Below are 24,215 nucleotides of genomic sequence, written 5' to 3'. Positions count from 1 at the left end.
GGCCCGATGGTTTTCTCTCCTGAAGAAAATGGCTACAAAGGAGTTTTCTAAGAGTGAAAAGAAGGTTGCTCTCAATTGCTGTAATTATTACCATTCCAATTATGCTTTTATCTGTCTCTGCTTTTGCGAATGATCTTGGGGGAACGGGTATACCGAACCCTGTTCCAAATTCAAATTTTGACATACCAATTGACCCAGGCCCTGCTCCAGTTAACGCGGTAGCGGTATCTCAGGAATCCGAGGACAAGGAGTTTTCCCTATTACAAAATGATCGTGTTCAATTGCAAGAATATATCGCTGCCCATTTTAAGGATTCTTATGCCGGTGCATATACTGAAAAAAACGGAAGTAATGTGATACTCTTAACTAGCAAAGTCAAGCATAATGACCTTGAAACTTTATTAAAGAAAAAAAGCAAACGGAAAGATAAACTGAAATTCAAATATGTGAAATACTCCGAGGATGAACTTTACAAGGGAAAGGAAAAAATTTTAAAAGCTGCAGAGTCTTTAAACCTTGAAGGCATCGGAATTGATAACAAGCAGAATAAAGTCAATGTTTATATTACGCAAGAGAATTTGGGTAGCAAAAAGAACAAGATTTTGAAATATTTAAACGAAGACATCATTAACTGGATTATTGGCGATTTAGAAATTAAAAATAATGCCTATGATTTATACCCGGGTGAACAGATTGAAAAATACAGTGATGGATCTTCATGGGGAAGATGCAGTCTTGGCTTCAATGGAAGAGTGAATGGTTATGATGTGGGGGTTACAGCAGGACATTGCTTAAACGGTACGTACTATGATTTGTCCGATGGAGTTATTTCCATAGGCTCAATATTAAACGCAAATAGCAGTTCGGCTTCGAATTATGATGCAGGGTATGTTACATATAATTCTGGACTTAATCCAAGTGTATATCTTAGTGGAAGTACAATGACCATTGGTACTACTGATTATTCCGGACAGTATCGCCAAGTGGGTGATTACGTGAAAATTCATGCGACTTCTTCAGGTGGAACTGGCACGCCTCTTTTGGAAATATTAGATAGTGATTTAAGTCTTCCTGGAGTCACTATGCATTTAGTGAGAACAGAATATGGCGGACTTACTCCTGGTGATAGCGGAGGTTTGGTCTATTCGATCGCAAATAATGGGGTAAAGAATTATGCTCGCGTAGAAGGCATCTATAAAGGAAGTTATACTTCTGGCGGGACTCCGGTAGGTGAAGTTTTTTCCAAATATAGTTATGTCATTGATGGCTTAGGTATGTCTGGAGTTTATACTGATAATACTTATTAGACCCAAACCAATCATCTATGGTTCAGTTTATTAAATAATTGCCACCAAAAAAGCAGCCCTTATGCGGCTGCTTTTTTGGTACGCCCAGTATGGGCGCTATCTAACCTTTATAGACGACAGGATTTAAACTTGCGGCGGCATTGGCGGCATATTCCAGCAGAGCGGCGCTTCCTCCCGAAACGTGCCTTCCAGCGGGCCGCCTTCCCGCCGCCAATACTCGATGCCGCCGAGCATCTCTTTGACCTGGTAGCCCTGCGCGGCCAGCCGGGCGGCCGCTTTGGTTGCACCGTTGCAGGCCGGACCCCAACAGTACAGGACCAGCACTGTGTCCTGCGGAAGCGCCGTAAGTCCGCCGCTGCTAAGATGTCCCGAAGGGAGAGAGATGGCGCCGGGCAGATGCGCTTCTGCATAGGAACGGGCGTCGCGGACATCAACCAGAGTAAAGCTTTGGATTCCTTCGCGGATATCGTAAGCGACGTCGGCCACATCGGTCTCAAATCTTCCCTTTGCGGCAAAATAGGCTTCGGCCTCGGCTGGGGAGGCAGCCGGGGCGGCCAGCACCTGCGATTTCGGCTTGAAATTCATACTGTCATCCTCCTTAAAAAATCTGAAATGGCTGTTTTCTTTATTTTAGCTTGAATCAGTCATTGTAGTTATCTATAGTATTGGATAACAATTATCGAAATAAATGATATTTGAACGGGAGGATGCGGGATGGAGCTTACCTATTTGCGTACCTTTTGCGAGGTCGCCGCCAGCGGCAGCCATACACGGGCGGCGGAAAACCTGGGATACGCGCAGTCCAGCGTAACGGCGCAAATCGCCAAGCTGGAGGAAATGTACGGGGCGAAGCTGCTGGAGCGTTCGGGGAGGGGGATGGCCCCGACCTTTGCCGGCAGAACGCTGCTCCGTTATGCCCGTCAAATGCTGGCGCTGAGCGAGGAAGCGAAGGAGGTCATTGCCGAAGGGCAGACGGGAGAGCTGGCGATCGGTTCGATTGAGACGCTTGCCGCCTATTTTTTGCCGCAGCGGCTGCATCATTACCGTAAGCAGTATCCCGATGTCCGCATGCGCGTGCTGCCGGGCTCCGAAACTGACATTATTGCCGCTGTACGGAATAAATCCGCCGATTTCGGCCTGATTTTTGACATGCCCTATGCATCGGATGAGCTTCAGGTCTTGGTTTTGCAGCCGGAGGAACTGTTCATTATCGTCCATCCCGGACACCCGCTGGCGGGCCATGGTTCGGCAGAGTTGTCCAGGCTTGCCGCCGAACCGCTCGTTCTAACGGAGGATACGTGTACGTACCGGAACTTTTTGCTGCAAAAAATGAGAGGTTTGGGATTGACGCCGAGAGTGGAGCTGGAGTTCGGCAATCTGGAGGGGATCAAGCAGGCCGTCAAGCATGAATGGGGCATTGCTTTTCTTCCGGGCTATACGGTCTTGGAAGAATTGCGGCGGGGGGAGCTAAGGGCGATTCCAGTGTCGAAAGACGGCGGCAAAGGCTTCTTCATCCAGCTGATATACCGCAAAGACCGCTGGCTGTCCTCCTCCTTCAAGCGATTTATCGAAATGATGCAGGCAGGCGGGTAGAGCAACAAAGCTAAGCCCTTGGAGATGCGAGCATCGGGGGAATGCGGGGGATGCGGGGATACGGCAGCGCAAGCAGAAAGATCAAAAAAGCCGCATTCCGGCAATTCGGCATGCGGCTGTTCAAGTGTAAGTCATCAGTTCTTGCACGTTATGAACTGCAGGCGGGATTTGATCTCTTTTTGCCATTTCAAATCTCCTACCTTGACGGCAAGATTAAACAGATCCAGGTAATCATCAACCTTCAGTGACGTTCGGGCAGCGGCTGCGTTCATAAGCACTCAGTCTCCTTAAAATAAATTTAACAATAGTTCTTAATAATGATAATCATTATCACCAAAGCCATTATTGTTATTATCCACATATTACGTCGAAAAATCAATATGAAAAGTGAAATATCTCACTTTTAATTGTTACAATTTTAAGCAAAGTGACAAGAGAAGGAATGTTTAAGTATTAGAGTGAATATGAGAAGCGATAGTTACGCAAAAGAGCTGGTGTTTTATACTGATGGAAGCAGGATATCTCCCAATATTTGTCGAAAGATCTTATATACCATAAAGGAGAAATCGAAAAGGAGAAATTGTATGAGGCGGTTCAAAGTCATTCTCCTGTTTTTTATTCTGCTTATCCTTTTGCCGGATGCCGCTTACGCTGCAAGAAAAGAAGTCGTCTACAAGGCGGAACTGGACTATCCTCCCTACAAATACATACAAAATGAATATTTGACCGGCTTTGACATTGATCTCACCAATATGATGTTCGGGAAGCAGGACTACCTGGTTCAGTATGGCAGCGACTCATGGAGCAGGGTATACCGGCAGCTTCGTGACGGAGAGATTGACACAGCGGGAATGATGGCTGTAACCGAGGATCGGAAGAAGGATGTTCTCTTTTCAAATCCTGTTATGAAGTTCCGTATTTCCGTGTACGCCCGGCAGGATTTAAAGGATGATATCGATCTGGAACACTTGGGCAATTATAAAGTCGGCGTAGGGAAGGGGCAATATACCGAGGGCGTCCTTCAGAAGAGGCTGGGTATTTCCGGCTACACGGCTTATCCGACAGTTACGGAAGCATTAGACGCTCTGCGCAGGGGCGATATTGATCTCCTGTTCGAGAACCAGGCGGTCGTCGATTATCTGATTGTGGAAGAAGGATTGACCGGCAGCATCATACATAAAATGAGAAATCTTTTTCCGGCTGACGCGGCTTACGGAATCAGTAAAACTTCACCGGAACTAGTGCCTTATATTAATGACCGTCTGAAGCAGTTGAAGCAGAGCGGGGCGTATGAGGAGCTGTACCAGCAGTATTTTTTCAAGCATTCCGAAGATTACCGCAAAAGGATGCGTGTGAAGACCGTCGCCTGGATCGTTACCGGCTGCTGTCTGCTGTTTGTGGGCGCTTTCCTTCTCAGAATGTATATTCATCATCTGCGCCGGATTATTCAGGCCGAGCAGCAGTTTTTCGAGGATATGATCGAGCATACGGGCGTTCTGGTCTGGGTGGTTCATGAGGACAGGACGGTTCTGCGCCTGAACAAGTACGGTGAAAAAGTCATCGGACTCAGGGAGAAGGAAATCATCGGAAAAAGCCTGGACGATTTAGTCGTGAAAGTGCCCGGCGGAAACAGGATGAAGGAATTACTGTGCCGGGCGGTTATACAGGATTTTGTCAGCCATGTGGAATTTCAGATCCCGGACGGAGTTTCCGAGGGACGTTACTTTACGTTCCGGACAACGCTGATTAGGGGCCTTGGGGGCAGCAATTCAAAAGCTTTTGTATTGATCGGTATAGATATCGACGGATCTAAGCGGAATGAACTGGAGCTTCAGCATAGCTATAAGAAGCTGGAAGCCACTCATTTGGAGCTGGCGACCGCAAAAGAGGAACTGCAGGATCAGAACGGCAAGTTGAGCTACAGCGAACGAAGATTCCGCCTGGCGGTCGAGGCCTCCGGCGCTTTCTTATGGGAATACCATTACGAGAAGCAGGGACTCTGGGTATCGGAACGCTGGTACGAAGTCATGGGTTATAAACAAGAGGATATGGATCTTTCTGTAGAAGCGGTGCTTAATTTGATCCATCCCGATGACCGGGAGTGGGCAAGGAAGGCCCTGGAGGAGCATTTGGCGGGACTGACGCCGGTGTATGAAAGTGAATACCGGATGCGGACCAAGGACGGGCAGTACTTCTGGTTTGAAGTCAGAGGCAAGGCGACTTATGACAAGCGGGAGGGAATCCAGCTATTCCTTGGTTCCCTGATTGACATTAGCAACCGGAAACAAATGGAGCTTAAGCTTAGCGGCAGCTATCAGGAGCTTGAAGCGACCTATGAGCAGCTTGCGGCAACGCAGCAGGAGCTTGTAGACCAGTACGATACTCTGCTGGAGAATCAGAGAAAGATGCATCATCTCGCCTATTTCGATTCTTTGAGTCATTTGCCCAACCGTCTTTGTCTGCTGGAGACGATGGAGAAGTACTTCCAGCTCCCCGGCCGCAGCGCAGCGCTGCTGTTCGTGGATACGGATAATTTCAAATATATCAATGATACGATGGGCCATAAGTTCGGCGATATTCTCATCCGCCAGGTGAGCGAGAGATTGCAGTCGATCGTTGTTCGTAACGGCAGCATGCTCTCAAGACTGGGCGGCGATGAATTTGTCGTCTTCTTAAAAGATGTTGAAGAGCATAAGGAAGTGCTGGAGCTAGCGGAGCAGTTGCTCTCCGAGTTCAGGAGGCCGTTCGAGATCGGTGAGAGCAGCGTTTATGTCTCCGCCAGCATCGGGATCTCCTTCTACCCGAAAGACGGAAATACGACGGAGGAAATTCTCAAAAATGCGGATGTAGCGATGTACCGCGCCAAGGAAGCGGGTAAAGGCGTCTATGCCGTATACGACAGGGAGATGCACACCGAGTTTAACGAGCGGATGACGATCGAGAAGCATCTGCGCAGTGCGCTGGACAATGAGGAGTTTGAATTGTTCTACCAACCTCAGGTCGATCTCCTTACGGGCGCTATCTCCGGCTTTGAAGCGCTGATCCGCTGGAACAGCCCCGTTCTCGGCTTCGTCTCGCCGCTGTCGTTCATCAAGATTGCTGAAGATTCCCGGCTGATTATTCCTATCGGGGAATGGGTGCTCCGGAAGGCCTGCCACTTCATGTCGGGATTGTGCCGGCAGAACAATAATTGCTATAAAATTGCGGTCAATATCTCGGTTATTCAACTGCTGCAGGACGGTTTTATCCAAACTGTGCTGAACATCCTGTCTGAAAGCGGAATCCCTCCCGGATGCCTTGAACTGGAGATTACCGAGACGGTCTTCATTGAATCGTTCGAGCGGATTGTCGGCAAGCTTGAATATTTAAAAATGCAGGGCATCCGCATCGCGCTGGACGACTTCGGAACGGGCTATTCATCGCTTAGCTATCTGCAGCAGCTGCCAATTACAACGCTCAAGATGGATAAGGTCTTTATTGACACGCTGTCGGACGATTCATACAGCCAGTCGTTTATCCGGACGATGGTGTCGCTGGGCCATGAAATGGGGCTGGAGGTCGTGGCGGAAGGCGTGGAAGACCGCAGCCAGCTGGTCATACTTGAGGAGGCTGGATGCGACAAGGTGCAGGGCTACCTGTTCAGCAGACCGCTCTCGCAGCGGAATACACAGGAGCTGCTGCGGCGCCATAAGCTTGATTAGGCTGAGTAATACGGAATGTTGCAAGCGAGAGCAAGCCTTTAGTCATTCATGATCTGTAAAAAAATTAGGGATGTTCATCCAGCCTCAAGCTGGTGTGGACATCCCTTTTGCTGCTTGCCTGCCATTATAGAATGACAATTCGGTTCTTTCCCGTCTTCTTAGCCTCGTATAGAGCGTCGTCCGCCTTCTGGAAGGCGAGGCTTTTGGAGCCGGAACCCTGAAAATCATGCATGCCGATGCTCACCGTTACCGATTTCCCATCCATTTCGGCAATGGGCAGACCGGCGATGCCTGTCCTGACCCGTTCCATAACTTCATGGGCGGTCTCAAGCGGCTTGGCGGTTAGAATGACGACGAACTCTTCGCCCCCGTAGCGGGCAGCAAAGTCATCGGCACCAATATGCTCCAGTATTGTAGCCGCCACCTGCTTTAACGCAATATCGCCTACCCAATGTCCGTAGGTATCATTGACCTTTTTAAAATTATCGATATCGAGAATGGCCAACTGCATCGGAAACGGATTCGAATCTTGATGTTCGATCAGCCAACCAAAATATTCGTGAAAGGTCTTGTGATTGTACAGATCTGTCAGCGGGTCGATCTTGGATAGACGGTCCATAATAATATTCTGGATGCGCAGATCCTGCTCCGATTTCTCCGAGCTTTCCAGCGAGCGGATCAAATCCCGTCCCCGGCGGATTACGGCAAGCCCTGTCAGCAAGGTTGCCACAATAATGCTCATTGTCAAAAACATTTCAATCCGCATGTCATCGTTGCCAATCGTTCTCCCGAACACAACTGCGGTATACAGCAAGGCGGCTATCGATGACAGAAGCAGGTACGCAGTCTCCAGATAGATCATAGATACCAGAAGCGGAAGCAGCAGGAAGAACGGTTTTACATGAATATTCTCCGATAGAAAAGAAATGATTAGACTGGAAATAAAGTAGCTTCCAATCGTGATCGAGATTTCGCTAAGCATCGTCTTCCATTTATAAATGCACTCAAGCAAAAGAATGACACCCAGAATCAATAGATCGGGCAGCAAGTTATGAGAGTAAAGCATTTGATTTAATAAATGGACCAGCAGCAGCATCCAGAAGACATTCAGCAGCACACGGTTCCAATTTAATTGACGAGGAGTGTGCAAAAAATTAAACATAAGGTGATCCTCATTTCCAGTCGCGATGCTTATATATTCGACAGAAATCTCCATTTTCCTCCCTTCCGATGGCACGATCGTAATGTTCGGATTTTGTCTATATTTAATGACATTAATCTTAAAATTAATGTGAATAATTCTTCAAAACACGAATAATATCCGATGTTTCAATTGACTTATTCGTTTATATCCGTTAAAATTCACTTGGCTAATAAAATATTTCTTGCTGTTCGTATATCCCCAAAGATAAGGTTTGGGGGTCTCTACAGGGAACCGTAAATTCCTGGCTACGGATGGGTGCCTTTGGCCTACCCTGACACCAGCCGGGATTTTTGTTGTGCCATCCTTACTTTGGATGGATAAATTCGATTTCTGGAGGAACAGATGAGTAAATATGATGTAATCGTCGTTGGCGCCGGCCCTGCCGGGATTTTTACCTGTTATGAGCTGACCCGGAAGGCCCCGCATTGGAAAGTGCTGCTGATAGACAAGGGACATGACATCTATAAGCGCCGCTGCCCGATTATGGAGGACAAGATTCAGTTCTGTCCGCCGGCTGCCGGACGCAAGGAATTTGCCGGATGTCTGCCGGCCTGTTCCATCACCGCAGGCTTTGGAGGGGCTGGGGCGTACAGCGACGGAAAGTTCAATATTACGACCGAATTCGGGGGATGGATGACAGATTATCTGCCTCCCTCCAAAGTGCTGGAGTTGATCCGCTACGTCGATGCCATCAATTTGGAACATGGGGCGACGGAGACGATCACTGATCCCACAACCGATCCGATCCGGCGCATTGAGCAGCGCGGGTACGCGGCGGGACTCAAGCTGCTGCGGGCGCAGGTGCGCCATCTGGGAACGGAACAGAACCTGGAAATCCTGAAGTCGATCTACGAATATTTGCGCACCCGGATTGATATGCTGTTCAAGACGGAAGTGCATGACATTGAGACGGTTAATGATAACGGCACGCACCGGGTTACGGGCGTTACGCTGAAGAACGGGGAGACTTACGAGACGGGACTAGCCATGGTCGCTCCGGGACGCGACGGTTCCGCCTGGCTTACGGATGTGCTGAAGAGACACCGGCTGAAGATGTACAATAACCAGGTGGATGTCGGCGTCCGGGTGGAAACTTCGGATGTCGTGATGCAGGAGATCAACGAGCATCTCTATGAAGGCAAGTTCATTTTTAATACCTCGGTCGGCACCCGGGTCCGTACGTTCTGCAGCAATCCTTCCGGGCATGTTGTTGTCGAGAATCACAGCGGGGTTATGGCGGCGAACGGACACTCGTACAAGGACCCTGCGCTCGGTTCCACTAACACCAACTTTGCGCTGCTTGTTTCCCATAAATTTACCGAGCCGTTCGATAAGCCCAATGAGTATGCGCGCGAAATTTGCAAACGGGCGAATGACCTGTCGAGCGGCGGAGTCATCGTGCAGAAATACGGGGATATTTTGCGGGGACGCCGCTCCACCGGGACGAGAATCGCCGAAGGCTTCGTCGAGCCTACGCTTAAAGAGGCGGTTCCGGGCGACCTTGGACTTGTGCTGCCTTACAATACGATGAAGAGTCTGATCGAAATGGTCGAGGCGCTGGAAAAGGTAACGCCGGGCATCGCCTCCGAGCATACGCTCTTCTATGGAGTGGAAGCCAAATTTTATTCGGCCCGTCCGAAGCTGTCCGAGACGTTCGAGACGGAAATTTCCGGCCTCTACTGCGGCGGAGACGGCGCGGGCATCACGCGGGGACTCGCCCAGGCGGGCGCGGCGGGTGTTTGGGTTGCGCGGGGCATGCTTGACCGGGCTTAAGCCGTTTGAGCCGCGCACGGATTAACAGGTCTCTCAATTAACAAGCAAGGGAAGCTGCTCGTTCTCCTTATTGCAAGGAGGCGGAGGCTTTCCTTTTTTTCATGGACATTCATGGGCCATCTGTCTATAATGACCGATATATTTTAATAATGGGGGCAAGGAAGCGATGCAGTATACGTTCGTCATCCTGGTGCAGCTGCTGGAACGCGCGGCGCTGCTGCTTATGACTCTGTTTGTATTGACGCGGGTGCCGCGATTCAAGGAGATTTTTCAAAAAAGAGCCTACACTCCGCAGGAGCTGTTGATTGCAACCGTCATTTTCAGTCTGTTCGCCATATTCAGCACGTACAGCGGAATTAAGGTGGAGGGCTCGCTCGTCAATGTACGGATCGTGGCGATCATGGCCGGCGGCATTCTGTTCGGACCTTGGGTAGGGATGATTACCGGCCTGATCTCCGGCGTTCACCGGTTTCTGATCGATATCGGCGGTGTCACCTCGGTGCCTTGTCTGATTACCAGCATCATAACCGGCGTCGTCTCGGGAATCATCTACCGCCGCACGTCCGCCGAGCGCCGCTGGCAGGCCGGAATTCTGGCGGGAATGGGCTGCGAAGCGCTGACGATGCTGCTCATTCTCGTCATGGCCCATCCGGCGTCGCTTGGCGTTGAGATCGTATCGAAGATTGCCTTTCCGATGATTATGAGCCAGGTAAGCGTCGGACTCATTGTCATGCTCGTCCAGAGCGTGGAAGGGGAGAAGGAGCGGATCGCCGCAAGGCAGTCCAAGCTGGCCCTGGATATTGCGAACAAGACGCTGCCCTATTTTCGCAGCATCAATCCGCAGTCTCTGCGCAAAATATGCACGATCATCAAGGAAGATATCGGCGCGGACGCGGTTGCGATTACGGATACCCGGTGGATTCGCGCCTATGTCGGCATCGGTGAAGAGTATTACGCCGAGAAGAACGAGATTATCAGCGAGGAAACGAAGATCACGCTGTCCAGCGGGGAGATTACGATCCGTAATAATGATACCGACTACAATAATCAGCACATCAAATCGCTCATCATCATTCCGCTGAAGGAAAAGGGCATCGTTACCGGCGCGCTTAAAATCTACTATACGAAGGCCCACAAAATTACGTATTCCCTGCAAGCGATGGCGATCGGCCTGTCGCAGATGATCTCCACGCTGATGGAGGTCTCGCGGGTGGAAGACATCAAGGAGATGGCGAACAAGGCGGAGCTGAAGGCGCTGCAGACCCGCATTAATCCTCATTTTCTGTTCAACGCGCTGAACGCCATCGTCTCGTCCATCCGCATCGACCCTGACAGGGCCAGAGAGCTTATCATTAATCTGAGCGGCTATATGCGGTACAATCTGGAGCTGACGGACGACTTCATCGATATCCGCAAGGAGCTTCAGCAGGTCCGGCATTATGTGGAGATCGAGAAAGCGCGCTTTGGCAGACGCCTAAAGGTTCTCTACGATATCGATGACGAGGCGGAGGTACGTATCCCGAGCCTGATTATCCAGCCCTTGGTGGAAAATGCGATTGTGCATGGCATACTGAAAGGGCGGGGCGCGGGAACGGTAATCATTTCGGTCAAGGACCGGGGGGACAGCGTGCGGATCGGCATCCGCGATACCGGGGTCGGCATCGGTGAAGAAACGATTCAGAAGGTGTATGATGGCAGCATGCCGGAGAACAAGATCGGGCTGTTCAACGTGCACCAGCGGGTGAAGCTGATTTATGGCGAGGGACTGAAGATCACGAGGCTGGATAAAGGGACGGATATTACTTTTGATGTCAAAAAGGAGAGCCGATGAGAGCGATAATCGTAGAAGATGAAGAGCTGGCCAGACAGGAACTTGCCTATCTAATCCAGGCGAACAGCGGCATCGAGATCGTCGCCCAGTTTGAGGATGGGCTCGACGCGCTGAAATTTTTGCAGACCCAGGAAGTCGATGTGCTGTTTCTTGACATCAATATTCCTTCTGTGGACGGCGTGCTGTTGGCCCAGAATATCAGCAGATTTTCCGTAAAGCCCTATATTGTGTTCATCACTGCTTATAAGGAGCATGCAGCCGAAGCGTTCGAGATTGAAGCGTTCGATTATATCCTGAAGCCGTACAGCGAAACCAGGATTAAGGGGATGCTGGGCAAGCTGGAGGCGGCCTTTGCGCAGCGGTCCGGCGGGGAAGAAGAGCGCAGTCCGGTCAGCAACAAGATCAATTTGTGGAAAAATGAAAAAATTATCGTGGTCGACGCCGATGACATTTACTATGCCTCAGCCCAGGAGAAGACGACGAGTGTCTTTACGCGAAACGAAGAGTACTCTATGGGAGTCAGCATCAGCGAGTTTCATGGCCGGCTGCCGCAGGAACGTTTTTTTCGCTGCCACCGGTCTTTTGTCGTCAACCTGTCCAAAATCAAGGAAATCATCCCCTGGTTCAACAATACGTATCTGCTGAGGCTGCGCGATCTTGACTTTGAGGTGCCGGTCAGCCGGAGCAAGGTTAAAGAATTCAGGCAGATTATGCGGCTGTAGAGGCAGTTCATTCCTTCTTTCCGTCATTTCGTTCCGTATTTGATCCGCATGGTTGCAAGCGAGTTTACAATAAAGAGGTAAAAAGCGCTCATGAACGCAGCAATAACGGACGAAAGAAGGAAATGACCATGTCGGTAGGAACTAAAGCAAACAACCGCTTCCTCATTGTACTGGGAACAATCATTATGCAGATGGGTCTGGGTACCATTTATACATGGAGCTTGTTCAACCAGCCTCTCGTAACCAAATTTGGCTGGCAGCTAAGCTCGGTATCCACTACCTTTTCTATAACGAGCTTTGCGCTGGCATTCGCGACACTATTCGCGGGCAAGCTTCAGGATAAAATCGGGCTTCGCCGCCTGACGGCGGTGGCTGGAGTTATGCTCGGTCTCGGTCTAATGTTCAGCTCGCAGGCAAGCTCGCTGCCGATGCTCTACCTGCTTGCAGGGGTCATTGCCGGGTATGCGGACGGAACGGCTTACATCACTTCGCTGTCGAACCTGATTAAATGGTTCCCTAACCGCAAAGGGCTCATTTCGGGAGTGTCGGTCGGCGCTTACGGAACAGGAAGCCTGGTCTTCAAATATGTGAACGGCAGTCTGATCAGTTCGGTCGGCGTATCCCGGGCGTTTCTGTACTGGGGCATGATCGTCATGGTAATGGTTGTCATTGGCTCCCTGCTTGTGCGTGAGGCTTCGGTTGTCAAAGCTTCCCCGTCTTCCTCGGCGGCAGATGCCGGAAACGGAGTCAAGGATTACACGGTCGGCGAAATGCTGCGCACCAAGCAAGCCTATCTGCTGTTTGTCATTTTCTTTACCGCCTGCATGAGCGGCCTTTATTTGATCGGAATCGTAAAGGATATTGGTGTGAAGCTGGCAGGACTTGATGTGCAGACCGCGGCTAACGCGGTGGCGATGATCGCTATCTTCAACACGGCGGGACGCCTTATTCTCGGCGCGCTGTCTGATAAAGTAAGCCGCCTGAAGCTGGTTGGCGTGACAATGGCCGTTACCGCTGTTGCTACTCTGACTCTCAGCTTCGCGCAGCTGAACTTCGGACTGTTCTTCGCCTGCGTGGCCGCTATCGCCTTCTGCTTCGGCGGCAATATTACCGTCTTTCCCGCTATTGCCAGCGACTTCTTCGGCCTGAAGAACCACAACAAGAATTATGGCATCATCTATCAAGGCTTTGGGCTGGGTGCATTGTCCGGCTCGATCATCGCGGCCTTCCTTGGCGGATTCAAACCGACCTTTGTTACCATTGGGGTGCTGTGCGCTATTGCATGCCTGATCGCCGTATCTCTGAAACCGCCGGTTGAAGCGCGCAAGGAACGCAAACGGAATACGGAGGTACAGGGCCGCACCGCGTACGGACGGATATCCTAAAGGCAGCAGCAAGTTTCAAATGATGTCGGAACTCGGCAAGACCGCCCAATAACCTTTTAAAAAGAAAAAAAGGGCGGCAAACATGTAAGGAGACTGTTCCCTGAGGGTCTATCAGACCTGACGGGAACGGTCTTTTTTCTATGCGAACACACTTTCGATATCAGGGATATAGTGGGGGTAGCTTTAGGAAAATACTAAGAAATTATTTATTCTTGGCTCTCTATGTTTCTATAACGAATTAATACATTCATACGCTCTTTTTACCACCTTTAAAAATCACATATTTCTCTAATCTTCCCCCTAACCGGCTCAATATTTCGTTTGAGATTTTGCCTGTGTGCTCCGCAATTTCACAGGCGGTCATTTCGGCCTCGCCGGATTTGCCGATAATGACCGCAATATCGCCCTGCCTTACATTTTCAATACTATCTACTATATATAAATTCCCTACAAACCAGTTTCAAACGACGGTTTCCGTGCCGAAAGAGATAGCATTATATAGGTTGCCCGTGCAACGGTTAAAAGCTTATTTAACGGAGAAATCAAAATAGCTATTGGGGTATGGTTCGTTTCTTAATACATAGTGCCACCATTCGAAGCTATATGCTTCAAACCCACTATTTTCCATGATGGAACGCAAACGTCTGCGATTTTGCGCTTCATTGCCTGAAATTCCTTTTGCCGCATGATGAGAGCGTTCATCCATAAAATCAAATCCGCTCCCCATTGGTACAAGCTCACCCGTGTCTAATCGATAAAGCGTAAGATCAATTGCGCTTCCGCGGCTATGGCTTGATTTTGAAGCCACGTATCCTTTTGAAACCATCTCGGTACGGTCAATATTGGGATAATATCTTTCCTTTGTCAGGTCATCTTCCGGCTGTGCTGCCCATTGCAAAAAACAGTTTACAGCGCGTTGGGGACGGTAACCGTCCCATAAAAGCAATCCGTACCCTTGGGTAGCAGCCAGTTCTTTTACCTTCAAAAGCGCGTTGGCCAACTCGTATGTTCCTACAATGCGATTTACTTCATATCCGTCAACCGGATTTCCGGTAAAATTGTCCCATGTGGCATATTTAGCGTCCCAACGAACACCGTGTAATATTTCATCTAAAAAAGTAAATCCTTTTTCCATGCTTATCACCCCTTTAACGCTAATACGATTAGGCGGTTAATCAGTTCGGGAAGCGTTATACCTGCAGCGACCATCATACGGGGATAACGGCTGTATGACGTGAAACCGGGCAGGGTATTAACTTCGTTAAGTACAATGCGGCCGTTATCTTGTAAAAACATATCAACACGGGCAAGACCTCTACAGCCGAGCGCCTTATATATTTTTTTTGCCGTTTCCCGTACCCGTCCTCGCTCCTCTGCCGACAGGTCTGCGGGAATGGTTATAACTGCGTTTTCAGAGCCTTTTTCCGGCTCGGCTTCCTGATGAATGCGAAAGATACCGTGCTGCAGCCTGATTTGGTCCACCTCGCCAACAATCAACTCGGGACTGTTTCCCAATACGGCACAACCGACCTCACAGCCCAAAACAGCCTGCTCAATTAAGATTTTGCTGTCATATTGTCTTGCCGATTCAATTGCGGCGTCCAATTCGTCCGCGCCATTGACTTTTTTCACGCCATAGGATGAGCCTGAACGCGCCGGCTTAACAAAAACAGGATAGGTAAACGCATCTGCCGCTGGCCTATCGTCTTTATTAATAACCCAAAATTCGGGAGTAGCTATGCCAGCGTTTTTCGCAATGATGTATGCCAGCGATTTGTCCATACACACCGCCGAGCTTTGAATATCACAGCCTACATAGGGGATGCCGGACAATTCAAATAAACCTTGTATGGCGCCGTCTTCACCCGATTTGCCGTGCAAAACCGAAAATGCCGCATCTATACGCTGTATTTGATATCCCTTATCCTGCATGACAAGCAGCCCGTGCATTCTTTTGTCCGGAGAAAGCACTGCCGAACGGCAGTTTTCGTTGTCCCAATCCATGCATGGCTTTTCGCACATTTTCCAAACGCCGGATCGGGTTATTCCAATGTATATTGGCTCATATTTTTCTGTGTTAATGTTGTTGGCAATCTCTTTCGCTGATTTTACCGACACATCATGTTCCTCTGAGCAGCCCCCAAACAGGATGGCTATTTTTAATCTATACAAGTGTCTCTCTCCTCTCAAATTCCAGACAGTTCTTGATTGTATTTTCAACGGTATCACGCAATGCCTGTTCGGTATAGTAAGCCGTATGCGGCGTGATTATCACGTTCGGCATCCTTTGAAGTTTCAGTAAAAATTGATTATCAATTGGTTTTTGTGTGCAATCAAAGTAGAAAAGTCCTTCCTCTCCCTCCAATACATCCAATGCGGCGCCGCCCAATTTTCCGTTTTCCAATGCTTTAACCAGCATATCGGTATCTATAAGCCCGCCTCGCGCTGTATTGATAAGAAACGCGCCCTGTTTCATTGCTTTAATCTGTTCGCGACCGATCATATGGTATGTGTCCGCGCTAAGCGGTACGTGAATGGTAAGAATGTCGCTTTTTTGCAGCAATTCATTGAGGGACACATCATTTGCCGCCGCCTCTTTGTTGTGACCATACGCCAGCACATGACATCCAAATCCCTGCAGCCGCTCAATAACCGCTTTGCCTATATGGCCGGTTCCTACCACGCCGACTGTCATGTCGCGCAGTACCTTGCCACGGACCCTGTCCAGCCTGAAATCATGTTTTTCCACAGAGCGCACAATAGATTTCGCGTTGCGTACTGCCATAAGCATCAGCATCATGGTATAATCGGCAACGCTATCCGGCGAATACGCCACATTGCCGACAGCGATGCCCATTCTCTTAGCGGCAGTTGTATCTATGTGATTGCAGCCGATGCTTCGGGTAGAGATATATTTGACGCCGGATTCCTTCAACGCAAGAAGAATGGATTCGGAAATCTCAGATTTGTGCCCCACGCTGATACATTGATTTCCAGGGGCTAACATTACGTTGGTTTCTGATACGGCAGAGCTTGTAATGGCAGGTATAACGCCAAAGCGCGGCGAAAGTTCCTTGAACACATCAGCCTCATCCTGCTCACATCCATAAATGGTAATGCCGATGTTTTTCATAATTAAGACCATTCCTTTATGCGAAAGGCACCAATAAGAAATAAAACGGAGATGCCGATCGCGGTAAAATTGAAAACATATCTACAACATTCTCAAAAAGAATGAACCTTACAATCCTGACCTCTACCGTAAGGCGGACAAGCCGCCCGCTCACCGTGAGGTTTCTGTGGATGAGGCCATCTTCGCCTCCTTGATTTCCACGTTCCCCGGAAGGGGATAGCAGATTTTACATTTGTTAGTGTAAAGCAGCTTTTGTCCTGTTATTTCGCCGGTGTCCGAGTCAATTTCCGCTCTCTCAACCTTGACGGATTCATAAATCCCGCCGCTTTCGCGGGAATACTCAATGCCGCCGTTTGCAACTCTGTACAGCACTTGGGGCCGCTTGTCCACGAACACCGTCAATGGTTTCCGCGTAGCGGCGGCCATCAAACCGAATCCCGGCATAAAAACACATTTTCCGCTGCATTACCCTGACCGGCAACAGGAAAGGGAATATTTGTGTCACTCTTTTTCTACCTATGTGAGCACCTGCCTTGTATTTTAATCTACGCATAACTTGTCATATCCTTCTCTGGCGAAATGAAAAAAGCTCGTTCTTACGGTTTTAAGTCTACCGCGTAAGAACGAGCCGTTTTTTAATATTAAATTGTTAATTTCCTAAGAAAAAGTAAAGATAACCTTGAGATTTTCCTAAGAAACGATATTCATTTCTTAGGAACTCCTTTTATCAACCAAGTCTGGCAAGGCCGGAAGCTCTACCGTAAACGTCGTGTAGTTATCATTGCTTTCCGCGTAAATCTGCCCGCCATGCTGAACAATGATTTCTTTTGCAATCGCCAATCCAAGTCCCGCGCCGCCCGTATCGGAAGAACGGGCATCGTCCAGCCTGTAAAACTTTTCAAATATGGCAGCGAGCTTATCTTTGGGGATGCTTCCGGCGTTCTTGAAAACGATGGACACCACATCCCCGGAGAGGACCGCCGTAATGTCAATGACGCTGTTGTCCTCGCTGTATGCCGCGGCGTTTTTCAAAATGTTGTTAAAGACCCTCGCCAGCTTATCGGGGTCGCCGGTTACGGTCAAATCCTCGGAAGCATGGATAACCGCCTGTTTTCCATTCGCGGCAAGCTGCGGATAAAATTCATCGGTCATCTGCACCAGCATATAGTATAGGTCTATGTGCTTTTTCGTGAGCGTAATCGTTTGGAGGTTATACCGCGTAATCTCAAAAAACTCATCGATTAGCTGTTCGAGGCGATACGCTTTGTCCAACGTGATATGCACATACTTTGCCTTTTGCTCTACCGGCATATCTGGCGCCTCGTCAAGCAGGCTCAGATAACCGATAACGGATGTAAGGGGCGTTTTAATATCGTGCGCCAAGTACATAACAACGTCATTTTTTCTTTGTTCTGCCAGCCTTACATCCTGCTCTCGCTTTTCCAGAGTCCGTTTTAATGTGTTGAGCTTCTGTTCCATGAACTCCATTTCCGCAGAAAGCTCAATTTGTTTATCTTCGTTCTGAATAAGTATATCAATGCCGGTATTTATCTCGTCAAAGTATTTTGCAAATTTTGAAAGCATGACACGGCATAGAATAAGAATGCTAATGGCAGTCGCCACATAAATAAAGATTTCTATATTGTTCCGTATAGTATACTGATATATTATCATCGCGTCCTGACGCTCTAAGTAATAACTGTTTTCCAAAAAACGTACGATCCACTCCCCAAGTGTCCCCTTGATAAATAAACGCAAAAATAATACGAATACAACTGCTGCCATAACAATCACAACGATATACTGGTAGAGTTTTCGTTTTAGTTTGGAATAATCGGTTTTTTTATTCTTATTTTTATTTTTCAATTTTATAGCCAACCCCCCATACCGTTTTTATATACTTCGGATTATCAATGGTGTCGTTCATTTTTTCACGCAGATGCCGGATATGCACGGTGATGGTGTTGTTGCTCTTGCTGAAATATTCGTCGCCCCATATCTCATGAAATAACTGCTCGGAGCTAACCACATTCCCCTTGTTTTCACAGAGGATGCGCAGGATTGAAAACTCGGTGGGAGTGAGGGATAACTGCTTCTCGTTCAGAAAACACTCATGCGTGTTTATATTAATGACAAGGCCGGAGTGGACGATAACATTTTCGTTCTGCTCCGTTACTCCATTGTATTTTTTGTATCGGCGCAACTGCGCCTTGACCCGCGCAATTAACTCCAGCGGGCGAAAGGGCTTTGTTATATAATCGTCCGCGCCAATTGTTAGCCCTGTAATTTTATCTACCTCCGTATCTTTCGCGGTCAGCATGATAATTGGATAGGTGTGCTTGTCCCTTATTTTTTGGCAGATAGCGAGGCCGTTTGCGCCGGGAAGCATGATGTCCAATATGGCAAGGTCAAGATCGGTCTTGTCTATACATTCCAACGCTTCTTTGGCGGTATAGTATTTGAAAACCGTATAATTCTCGTTTTTCAAGTATAGCTCAACCAAATCGGCAATTTCATGTTCATCGTCCACAACAAGTATTTTATCGCTCATAGTTATCAACTCTCCTTTATGGATTTGCTTTTCTCAATCGGAATCTTTTCCGAATATATAGTATTAATCCTGAATTTCGAAAGCTCATTGTGACAAGAGGAAGCTAAGCAGAGGTTTACAATTCATCACCCAGAAAAAGGATATGCTACCATGGATTTTAAGGATCGAAGATACTGAATCACAGCACAGCGCTGGTTGTAAAAGCGCCAGACGTCGATCGCTTCCCCGTCCAGATTGGTGACAATAGCCTCGTACTGCCAATCGGTATCCAGAAGCAAACAGTTCTGACCATCCTGCGTGACTTGGGCTTTGCGCGTCACCGTGACTCGTCGGGGCCGATCCCAGGAGGTCGCTTGATACCACAGGGCAATGCCCTCGATGACCCAGTCTTCGTCGACAAACCGCTTCCAGTAGCGACAGCGATCCACTTCGGCAGCGAGTCGTTTCGTCCATTTCGTTTGCCGGCATAGCCGATGTCGCGACTCTCCCACAAACGGTAAAACGTCTCCCCGCCCAAATCCCTTGTCGAATCGGGCATACTTCACCGGGTGACCTGCGAGCAGATTCATCGTCTGCTCCACAAAAGAGGGAGCTTCGGTGGAAGAATGCGTATTGCCGGTCCGTAGCACGGCATTCAGGCAGAGACGGGATTGCCCTTCGAAGACGAGCAACGGGTGATAGTTTTTGCCTCCGGGTTTGTGTGAGAATTGGCCCCTTTGCCCGCTTGCGCCTGGTTGCCGTAAACGGTTTCGACCGTCGAGTCCAAATCCAGTATAAGCGACTTCGGCAGACAGGGGCGAATGAAATCCTGATTAAGCTGACGCTGATCCTTTCGAATGGTCGAACTTTGCTTGCCTAAGCGCGTCAATTCTTTGTACAGCAGGGAGTGTGCGGGCAGCGACCGCCTAAGAAAAGCCGCAGGAGTGAATCATGCTGTAGGCGACGAAAGTGGAACAGACGCTCACAACCGAGCGTCCAACCGACCAACAGATATAACAAGATGCGATGCATGGGAAACAGCGTGTTTCCAGCTTTCCCGTAGAAGATGGTTTTTAGGGCATCGGCCAACTTGATTTTCTCCAAGTATTCGAGGGATTTTTGCTTCCTCCGACGTTCGTAGATTCGGTCAACGAAAATTCGGTCTTGATTTTATGCATCGATGTGGTAGACTTCACCTAAAAGGTGCTCCTCTCTTTGTGGGTGATGTTCTCGTCAAACACCATTCTACCAAAGATTTGGAGTGCTTTTTCATTTTTTAGTGCAGGTTACTTTCGAAATTCAGGATCAATTTACTAGGAGAATACCATTTTAATTCGTCTTGGAAATGTGCGTAGCGTTGTAAATCCGCATTTTCCTGACGGTACCCCTAGTTGTAAGATAGTAGAGTCTGGAAAGGTGAGGAAACGATAGATGCCATACTGTCAAACCGGGAAAGCGGAGCTTTATTATGAAGATTGGGGCGAAGGCAGGCCTATAGTGATGATCCACGGTTTCAGTCCCGACCATCGGCTGATGAGCGGCTGTATGGAACCTGTATTTAGGGAGAGAAAAGGCTGGAGACGGTTGTACATCGATCTGCCGGGAATGGGCAAGTCACGCCATTATCAGGATATCGGCAGCTCGGACGAGATGCTGGGAGCGGTACTGTCTTTCCTGGATATTATGCTTCCAGATGAGACCTATTGTTTGGTTGGGGAATCTTACGGCGGTTATATCGTCAGGGGAATCATTGCAGATCGTCCGGAACAGGTGGACGGCGCAGTTTTGATTTGTCCGATGATTATACCGGAGAAAAAGGACAGGAAGCTTCCCGCACATTCCGTTGTTCATACGGACACGAATTTTGTGGAGAAGCTTACAAAGGAACAACGGGACGATTTCCGTTCAATCGGAGTCGTCCTTGATGAATATACCTGGAATCGCTATAACGAGGAGATTCTAACCGGCATCCGGTTGGCCGACGAAGATTTTCTGGCTGCGATCAAAGCCCGGTATGGCTTCTCCTTTCCGGTTGATCAGGAAGAATTTCATAAACCGGGACTCTTGGTTACAGGAAAGCAGGATGCCGTGACAGGCTACATCGATGCTTTTTCCATCTTGAATAAATATACCCGGACTTCATTTGCCGTACTGGACCGGGCGGGCCATAACCTGCAAATCGAGCAGCCGGAGCTGTTCAACGCCTTGATGCAGGAGTGGCTGGACAGGGTGGAAGAGAACGGGATAAGGTAATCGGCAGAGAGCTTTGGGGGAAAGGAACGCGCTGCTGCCGCCTTCTTGGCCCTCTTTTACCGGATATGCATCAAACGGAGGATGTTGAAGAATGGTGAGCTATGGAAGGCTAACGGACAGACAACGATCTTTTTTTGCAAGCGGGGAGACAAAAAGCTTAGGCTATCGGATCGATGCGCTTCGCCGTCTTAAGGCAGGTATACAACAGCGCGAAGGCCAACTGATCAACGCTTTAAAAGCGGATCTGAACAAATCGGAATTCGAAGCTTATATGACGGAAATCGGAATTGTTCTTGAAGAAATCAGCTTCGCGCTGAAGCATTTGCGGGCATGGGCCAAGCCTCGAAAGGTAAAGACGCCGATCACTCATTTTGGTGCCAGAGGGTACATTTATTCCGAGCCGTACGGCTTGGCCTTGATCCTCGCTCCCTGGAACTATCCGTTTCAACTGGCCGCCGCTCCATTGATCGGCGCGATCGCGGCAGGAAACTGCGCGGTGCTGAAGCCGTCGGAATTAACCCCGAGAACTTCGGAGACAATCGCAGAGATCATCCGCACAAGCTTTCAGGAAGACTACATTACTGTCGTTCAAGGCGGGATTGAAACGAGCGAGGCGCTGCTGATGGAGAAGTTCGACTATATCTTTTTTACGGGGAGTGTTCCGGTCGGGAAGATTGTTATGATCGCTGCCGCCAAACATCTAACACCAGTGACCCTGGAGCTTGGAGGAAAAAGCCCCTGCATCGTTCATGATGACGCCAATCTCAAGCTGGCCGCGAGGCGCATCGCCTGGGGGAAGTTCATGAACGCCGGACAAACATGCGTAGCGCCGGATTACATCTATGTTCATCAAAGCGTCAAGGAACGTTTCCTAAAGGAGCTGGAAAGCGCGATAAAGGAGCTGTACGGGGAACGGCCTCTGCTGAATCCGGACTATACGCGGATTGTCGGCAGGAAGTATTTTGACCGGCTTAAGGCGTTTCTGGGGAATGGAACACTGGCATTCGGCGGAGGGACGGACTCGGAGAAATTAATTATCGAACCGACCGTTCTAACGGACATTGGCTGGCAAGATCCCGTGATGCAGGAGGAAATTTTCGGGCCGCTGCTGCCGGTGCTGGAATACGGTGATCTGCCGGAGGCGATCAGAGAGATTGGCAGCCAGCCGAAGCCGCTTGCGCTGTATTTGTTCACGGAAAGCAAGGGTGTACAGGAGAAAGTACGGGAGAGGCTCTCTTTTGGCGGAGGCTGCATCAATGATACGGTGTATCACATTACGTCTCCATACCTGCCGTTTGGCGGGGTTGGCAGCAGCGGGATGGGGGCGTATCACGGACAAGCGAGCTTCGATACGTTCTCGCACAGCAAGAGCGTTCTGAAGCAGACGACCTGGTTCGATCTCCCGTTCCGGTTCCCGAACCGGAAGAACGGGCTTAAGATCATTAAGCGGTTTCTGAAATGACGGCTATGCTAGGTTGTATCGCGATAGCGGTGATGCATTCGTAAATGCGGCGTGAAATCCAGTTGACCGCAAAATGGATGACTCCGTAAAGACTGCATGAAGATCGGGATGACCGGAAAATGAACAGGATAGGTTACCCTATGACCGCATGGACGGGGTCACTTCATAGACTGGACAGGGGGAGGAGTCGGAGTTCGGGCAGGCACGTGTATGAAATGGAAAACCTCCCTTTTATTTAAGGGGAAAGGGACGTTATGCGGCGATATAAGGGAAAAGCTCCGGCTTATTGGCCGGGGTTTCTTGTATTTATGCAAAAACGCCTAACCTGAGAGGGAGGTATTCCCTCTCAGGTTAGGCATAAGCCCTCCAGTTGAAAAATAAGAGGGAGGAATTCCGTTTCAGCTCAAGATTAGCGCGGGCGAGGTGGTCATGTGACGCCAAACACCGCGCGCGGAGAGCTTCGTACTGTACGGCTTTCACGCCATCCGTCCGGCGGTGAGTGAATCCGGGACCTGAGCTGCGGTTATAGAGCGGAAGCATGCGGGACTGTGCCAAAGTATTCTAATTAGATAGGGACGATTCAAAAATGACCTCAAACTCCACGGGCACGTGGAAGATGAGGTCATTTAGTGTAACGACATTCCATTTAAAGTGGGGGACCGGCATCCTGAAATAACTTTTGGGATAGGCTTAAAGAGAGTTAAGGCATCCTTGTCGGACTTCTTTAGCCTTCCAGCAGCAGCGCCTCAGGGTCCTCCAGCAGCTCTTTGACCTTGACGAGAAAGCTTACCGCTTCAGCTCCGTCGACGATTCGGTGATCGTAGGACAGGGCGATGTACATCATCGGCTTGTTGACGGTTGTCACTTCGTCGATGGCGATCGGGCGGAGCTGGATTTTATGCATGCCCAGAATGCCGACCTGCGGAGCATTCAGGATCGGCGTCGACAGCAGGGAACCGAATACGCCGCCGTTGGTAATCGTGAAGGTGCCGCCCTGAAGATCGGAAAGGGCGAGCGTGTTGGCGCGGGCTTTGGCGGCAAGCTCGGCGATCTGCCGCTCGATCTGCGGGAAGCTGAGCCGATCGGCCTCCCTTACCACTGGTACGACGAGTCCTTCTTTGGCGGACACGGCGATGCCGATATCGTAATATTTCTTGATGATGAGGTCCTCGCCGTCAATCTCGGCGTTGAGCAGCGGATACGCCTTGAGCGCGCCGACTACTGCTTTGGTGAAGAAGGACATGAAGCCGAGGCCGATGTCATGCTTCTCCTTGAAGTTATCCTTGCGCCGCTTACGGATATCCAGGATCGCGGTCATGTC

The 24,215-nt window shown here is 49.4% G+C and carries 20 protein-coding genes, 1 pseudogene and 1 riboswitch; of the genes and pseudogenes, 9 read left to right on the top strand and 12 right to left on the bottom strand.

Annotated elements, in window-relative coordinates:
• The first annotated feature begins 53 nt into the window (after positions 1–53).
• On the top strand, positions 54–1,307 hold the full coding sequence (locus L691_RS0117935; protein ID WP_025691796.1) for a chymotrypsin family serine protease: 1,254 nt from the start codon (positions 54–56) through the stop codon (positions 1,305–1,307).
• 123 nt (positions 1,308–1,430) lie between these two features.
• On the opposite strand, the gene L691_RS0117930 is transcribed toward L691_RS0117935, so the two are convergent.
• Positions 1,431–1,892 (bottom strand): rhodanese-like domain-containing protein, encoded by a 462-nt coding sequence (locus L691_RS0117930; RefSeq protein WP_025691795.1) that lies wholly within the window; start codon positions 1,890–1,892, stop codon positions 1,431–1,433.
• Positions 1,893–2,021: 129 nt separating this feature from the next.
• Between L691_RS0117930 and L691_RS0117925 the strand changes: the two genes are divergently transcribed.
• Positions 2,022–2,900 carry a LysR family transcriptional regulator gene (locus L691_RS0117925; protein WP_025691794.1) on the top strand — a complete coding sequence of 293 codons (879 nt, stop codon included), beginning with the start codon at positions 2,022–2,024 and terminating at the stop codon, positions 2,898–2,900.
• A 134-nt stretch (positions 2,901–3,034) separates the two neighbouring features.
• On the opposite strand, the gene L691_RS32945 is transcribed toward L691_RS0117925, so the two are convergent.
• Entirely contained in the window at positions 3,035–3,172 is a 138-nt protein-coding gene (locus L691_RS32945; RefSeq protein ID WP_169733336.1) for a hypothetical protein, read from the bottom strand.
• Positions 3,173–3,484: 312 nt separating this feature from the next.
• Between L691_RS32945 and L691_RS30760 the strand changes: the two genes are divergently transcribed.
• Positions 3,485–6,601 carry an EAL domain-containing protein gene (locus tag L691_RS30760; RefSeq protein WP_025691792.1) on the top strand — a complete coding sequence of 1,039 codons (3,117 nt, stop codon included), beginning with the start codon at positions 3,485–3,487 and terminating at the stop codon, positions 6,599–6,601.
• A 124-nt stretch (positions 6,602–6,725) separates the two neighbouring features.
• On the opposite strand, the gene L691_RS0117910 is transcribed toward L691_RS30760, so the two are convergent.
• Complete coding sequence (locus L691_RS0117910; RefSeq protein ID WP_198023066.1) at positions 6,726–7,763, bottom strand: GGDEF domain-containing protein; 1,038 nt, start codon at positions 7,761–7,763, stop codon at positions 6,726–6,728.
• Positions 7,764–7,973: 210 nt separating this feature from the next.
• Positions 7,974–8,073, top strand: a riboswitch (purine riboswitch).
• A gap of 74 nt (positions 8,074–8,147) precedes the next feature.
• Between L691_RS0117910 and L691_RS0117905 the strand changes: the two genes are divergently transcribed.
• The 4 genes from L691_RS0117905 to L691_RS0117890 all read left to right on the top strand — a co-directional run bounded on the left by L691_RS0117905 (position 8,148) and on the right by L691_RS0117890 (position 13,516).
• Entirely contained in the window at positions 8,148–9,578 is a 1,431-nt protein-coding gene (locus L691_RS0117905) for an NAD(P)/FAD-dependent oxidoreductase (protein WP_025691790.1), read from the top strand.
• Between the two features lie 166 nt (positions 9,579–9,744).
• Complete coding sequence (locus L691_RS0117900) at positions 9,745–11,409, top strand: sensor histidine kinase (protein ID WP_025691789.1); 1,665 nt, start codon at positions 9,745–9,747, stop codon at positions 11,407–11,409.
• Positions 11,406–12,131 carry a LytR/AlgR family response regulator transcription factor gene (locus tag L691_RS0117895; protein ID WP_025691788.1) on the top strand — a complete coding sequence of 242 codons (726 nt, stop codon included), beginning with the start codon at positions 11,406–11,408 and terminating at the stop codon, positions 12,129–12,131. Before L691_RS0117900 ends, L691_RS0117895 begins: the two co-directional genes overlap by 4 nt.
• Positions 12,132–12,259: 128 nt before the next feature.
• Entirely contained in the window at positions 12,260–13,516 is a 1,257-nt protein-coding gene (locus L691_RS0117890) for an L-lactate MFS transporter (RefSeq protein WP_025691787.1), read from the top strand.
• A gap of 247 nt (positions 13,517–13,763) precedes the next feature.
• Here the strand turns inward: L691_RS0117890 and L691_RS34330 are convergent, their stop codons facing one another.
• From L691_RS34330 to L691_RS30755, 8 genes and pseudogenes are all read right to left on the bottom strand, one after another.
• The gene (locus tag L691_RS34330) at positions 13,764–13,940 is read right to left on the bottom strand and encodes an alanine racemase C-terminal domain-containing protein (RefSeq protein WP_408634761.1); all 177 of its coding nucleotides are present in this window, start codon (positions 13,938–13,940) and stop codon (positions 13,764–13,766) included.
• A gap of 102 nt (positions 13,941–14,042) precedes the next feature.
• Positions 14,043–14,651, bottom strand: a complete 609-nt coding sequence (gene vanX / locus L691_RS0117885) for a D-Ala-D-Ala dipeptidase VanX (protein WP_025691786.1) — start codon at positions 14,649–14,651, stop codon at positions 14,043–14,045.
• A gap of 5 nt (positions 14,652–14,656) precedes the next feature.
• The gene (gene vanA, locus L691_RS0117880) at positions 14,657–15,688 is read right to left on the bottom strand and encodes a D-alanine--(R)-lactate ligase (protein WP_025691785.1); all 1,032 of its coding nucleotides are present in this window, start codon (positions 15,686–15,688) and stop codon (positions 14,657–14,659) included.
• Positions 15,681–16,649 carry a D-lactate dehydrogenase VanH gene (gene vanH, locus L691_RS0117875; protein WP_025691784.1) on the bottom strand — a complete coding sequence of 323 codons (969 nt, stop codon included), beginning with the start codon at positions 16,647–16,649 and terminating at the stop codon, positions 15,681–15,683. Before vanH ends, vanA begins: the two co-directional genes overlap by 8 nt.
• A 150-nt stretch (positions 16,650–16,799) precedes the next feature.
• A pseudogene (locus tag L691_RS0117870) lies at positions 16,800–17,045 on the bottom strand (hypothetical protein); the annotation flags it as partial.
• Positions 17,046–17,360: 315 nt separating this feature from the next.
• On the bottom strand, positions 17,361–18,515 hold the full coding sequence (gene vanS / locus L691_RS0117865; protein WP_156934270.1) for a vancomycin resistance histidine kinase VanS: 1,155 nt from the start codon (positions 18,513–18,515) through the stop codon (positions 17,361–17,363).
• Positions 18,505–19,200 (bottom strand): vancomycin resistance response regulator transcription factor VanR-A, encoded by a 696-nt coding sequence (vanR-A, locus tag L691_RS0117860; protein WP_025691781.1) that lies wholly within the window; start codon positions 19,198–19,200, stop codon positions 18,505–18,507. Before vanR-A ends, vanS begins: the two co-directional genes overlap by 11 nt.
• A gap of 125 nt (positions 19,201–19,325) precedes the next feature.
• The gene (locus tag L691_RS30755; RefSeq protein WP_084654249.1) at positions 19,326–19,994 is read right to left on the bottom strand and encodes a transposase; all 669 of its coding nucleotides are present in this window, start codon (positions 19,992–19,994) and stop codon (positions 19,326–19,328) included.
• 616 nt (positions 19,995–20,610) lie between these two features.
• Here L691_RS30755 and L691_RS0117850 point away from each other — a divergent pair.
• Entirely contained in the window at positions 20,611–21,432 is an 822-nt protein-coding gene (locus L691_RS0117850) for an alpha/beta fold hydrolase (RefSeq protein ID WP_025691780.1), read from the top strand.
• Positions 21,433–21,523: 91 nt separating this feature from the next.
• Positions 21,524–22,894, top strand: coding sequence for an aldehyde dehydrogenase (locus L691_RS0117845; protein ID WP_025691779.1), 1,371 nt, complete (start codon positions 21,524–21,526; stop codon positions 22,892–22,894).
• Between the two features lie 724 nt (positions 22,895–23,618).
• Here L691_RS0117845 and L691_RS0117840 read toward each other — a convergent pair.
• The coding region (locus L691_RS0117840) for a 2-oxo acid dehydrogenase subunit E2 (protein WP_025691778.1) at positions 23,619–24,215 on the bottom strand (597 nt) is incomplete at its 5' end.

The sequence above is a fragment of the Paenibacillus zanthoxyli JH29 genome (assembly GCF_000520715.1).
Taxonomy (GTDB): domain Bacteria; phylum Bacillota; class Bacilli; order Paenibacillales; family Paenibacillaceae; genus Paenibacillus_AQ; species Paenibacillus_AQ zanthoxyli.
Note: the sequence above shows the minus strand (reverse complement) of the source record. Positions and strands in the feature narration are given on the sequence as shown.

Excerpts from the sequence above, each read along its gene's own strand:
- L691_RS0117845 (WP_025691779.1), top strand. The coding sequence starts at position 21,524 with ATGGTGAGCTATGGAAGGCTAACGGACAGACAACGATCTTTTTTTGCA.
- L691_RS0117900 (WP_025691789.1), top strand. The coding sequence starts at position 9,745 with ATGCAGTATACGTTCGTCATCCTGGTGCAGCTGCTGGAACGCGCGGCG.
- L691_RS0117925 (WP_025691794.1), top strand. The coding sequence starts at position 2,022 with ATGGAGCTTACCTATTTGCGTACCTTTTGCGAGGTCGCCGCCAGCGGC.
- L691_RS30760 (WP_025691792.1), top strand. The coding sequence starts at position 3,485 with ATGAGGCGGTTCAAAGTCATTCTCCTGTTTTTTATTCTGCTTATCCTT.
- L691_RS0117910 (WP_198023066.1), bottom strand. The coding sequence starts at position 7,763 with ATGTTTAATTTTTTGCACACTCCTCGTCAATTAAATTGGAACCGTGTG.
- L691_RS0117895 (WP_025691788.1), top strand. The coding sequence starts at position 11,406 with ATGAGAGCGATAATCGTAGAAGATGAAGAGCTGGCCAGACAGGAACTT.
- vanH (WP_025691784.1), bottom strand. The coding sequence starts at position 16,649 with ATGAAAAACATCGGCATTACCATTTATGGATGTGAGCAGGATGAGGCT.
- L691_RS0117890 (WP_025691787.1), top strand. The coding sequence starts at position 12,260 with ATGTCGGTAGGAACTAAAGCAAACAACCGCTTCCTCATTGTACTGGGA.
- vanR-A (WP_025691781.1), bottom strand. The coding sequence starts at position 19,200 with ATGAGCGATAAAATACTTGTTGTGGACGATGAACATGAAATTGCCGAT.
- L691_RS0117850 (WP_025691780.1), top strand. The coding sequence starts at position 20,611 with ATGCCATACTGTCAAACCGGGAAAGCGGAGCTTTATTATGAAGATTGG.
- L691_RS0117905 (WP_025691790.1), top strand. The coding sequence starts at position 8,148 with ATGAGTAAATATGATGTAATCGTCGTTGGCGCCGGCCCTGCCGGGATT.
- L691_RS32945 (WP_169733336.1), bottom strand. The coding sequence starts at position 3,172 with ATGAACGCAGCCGCTGCCCGAACGTCACTGAAGGTTGATGATTACCTG.
- L691_RS0117930 (WP_025691795.1), bottom strand. The coding sequence starts at position 1,892 with ATGAATTTCAAGCCGAAATCGCAGGTGCTGGCCGCCCCGGCTGCCTCC.
- vanX (WP_025691786.1), bottom strand. The coding sequence starts at position 14,651 with ATGGAAAAAGGATTTACTTTTTTAGATGAAATATTACACGGTGTTCGT.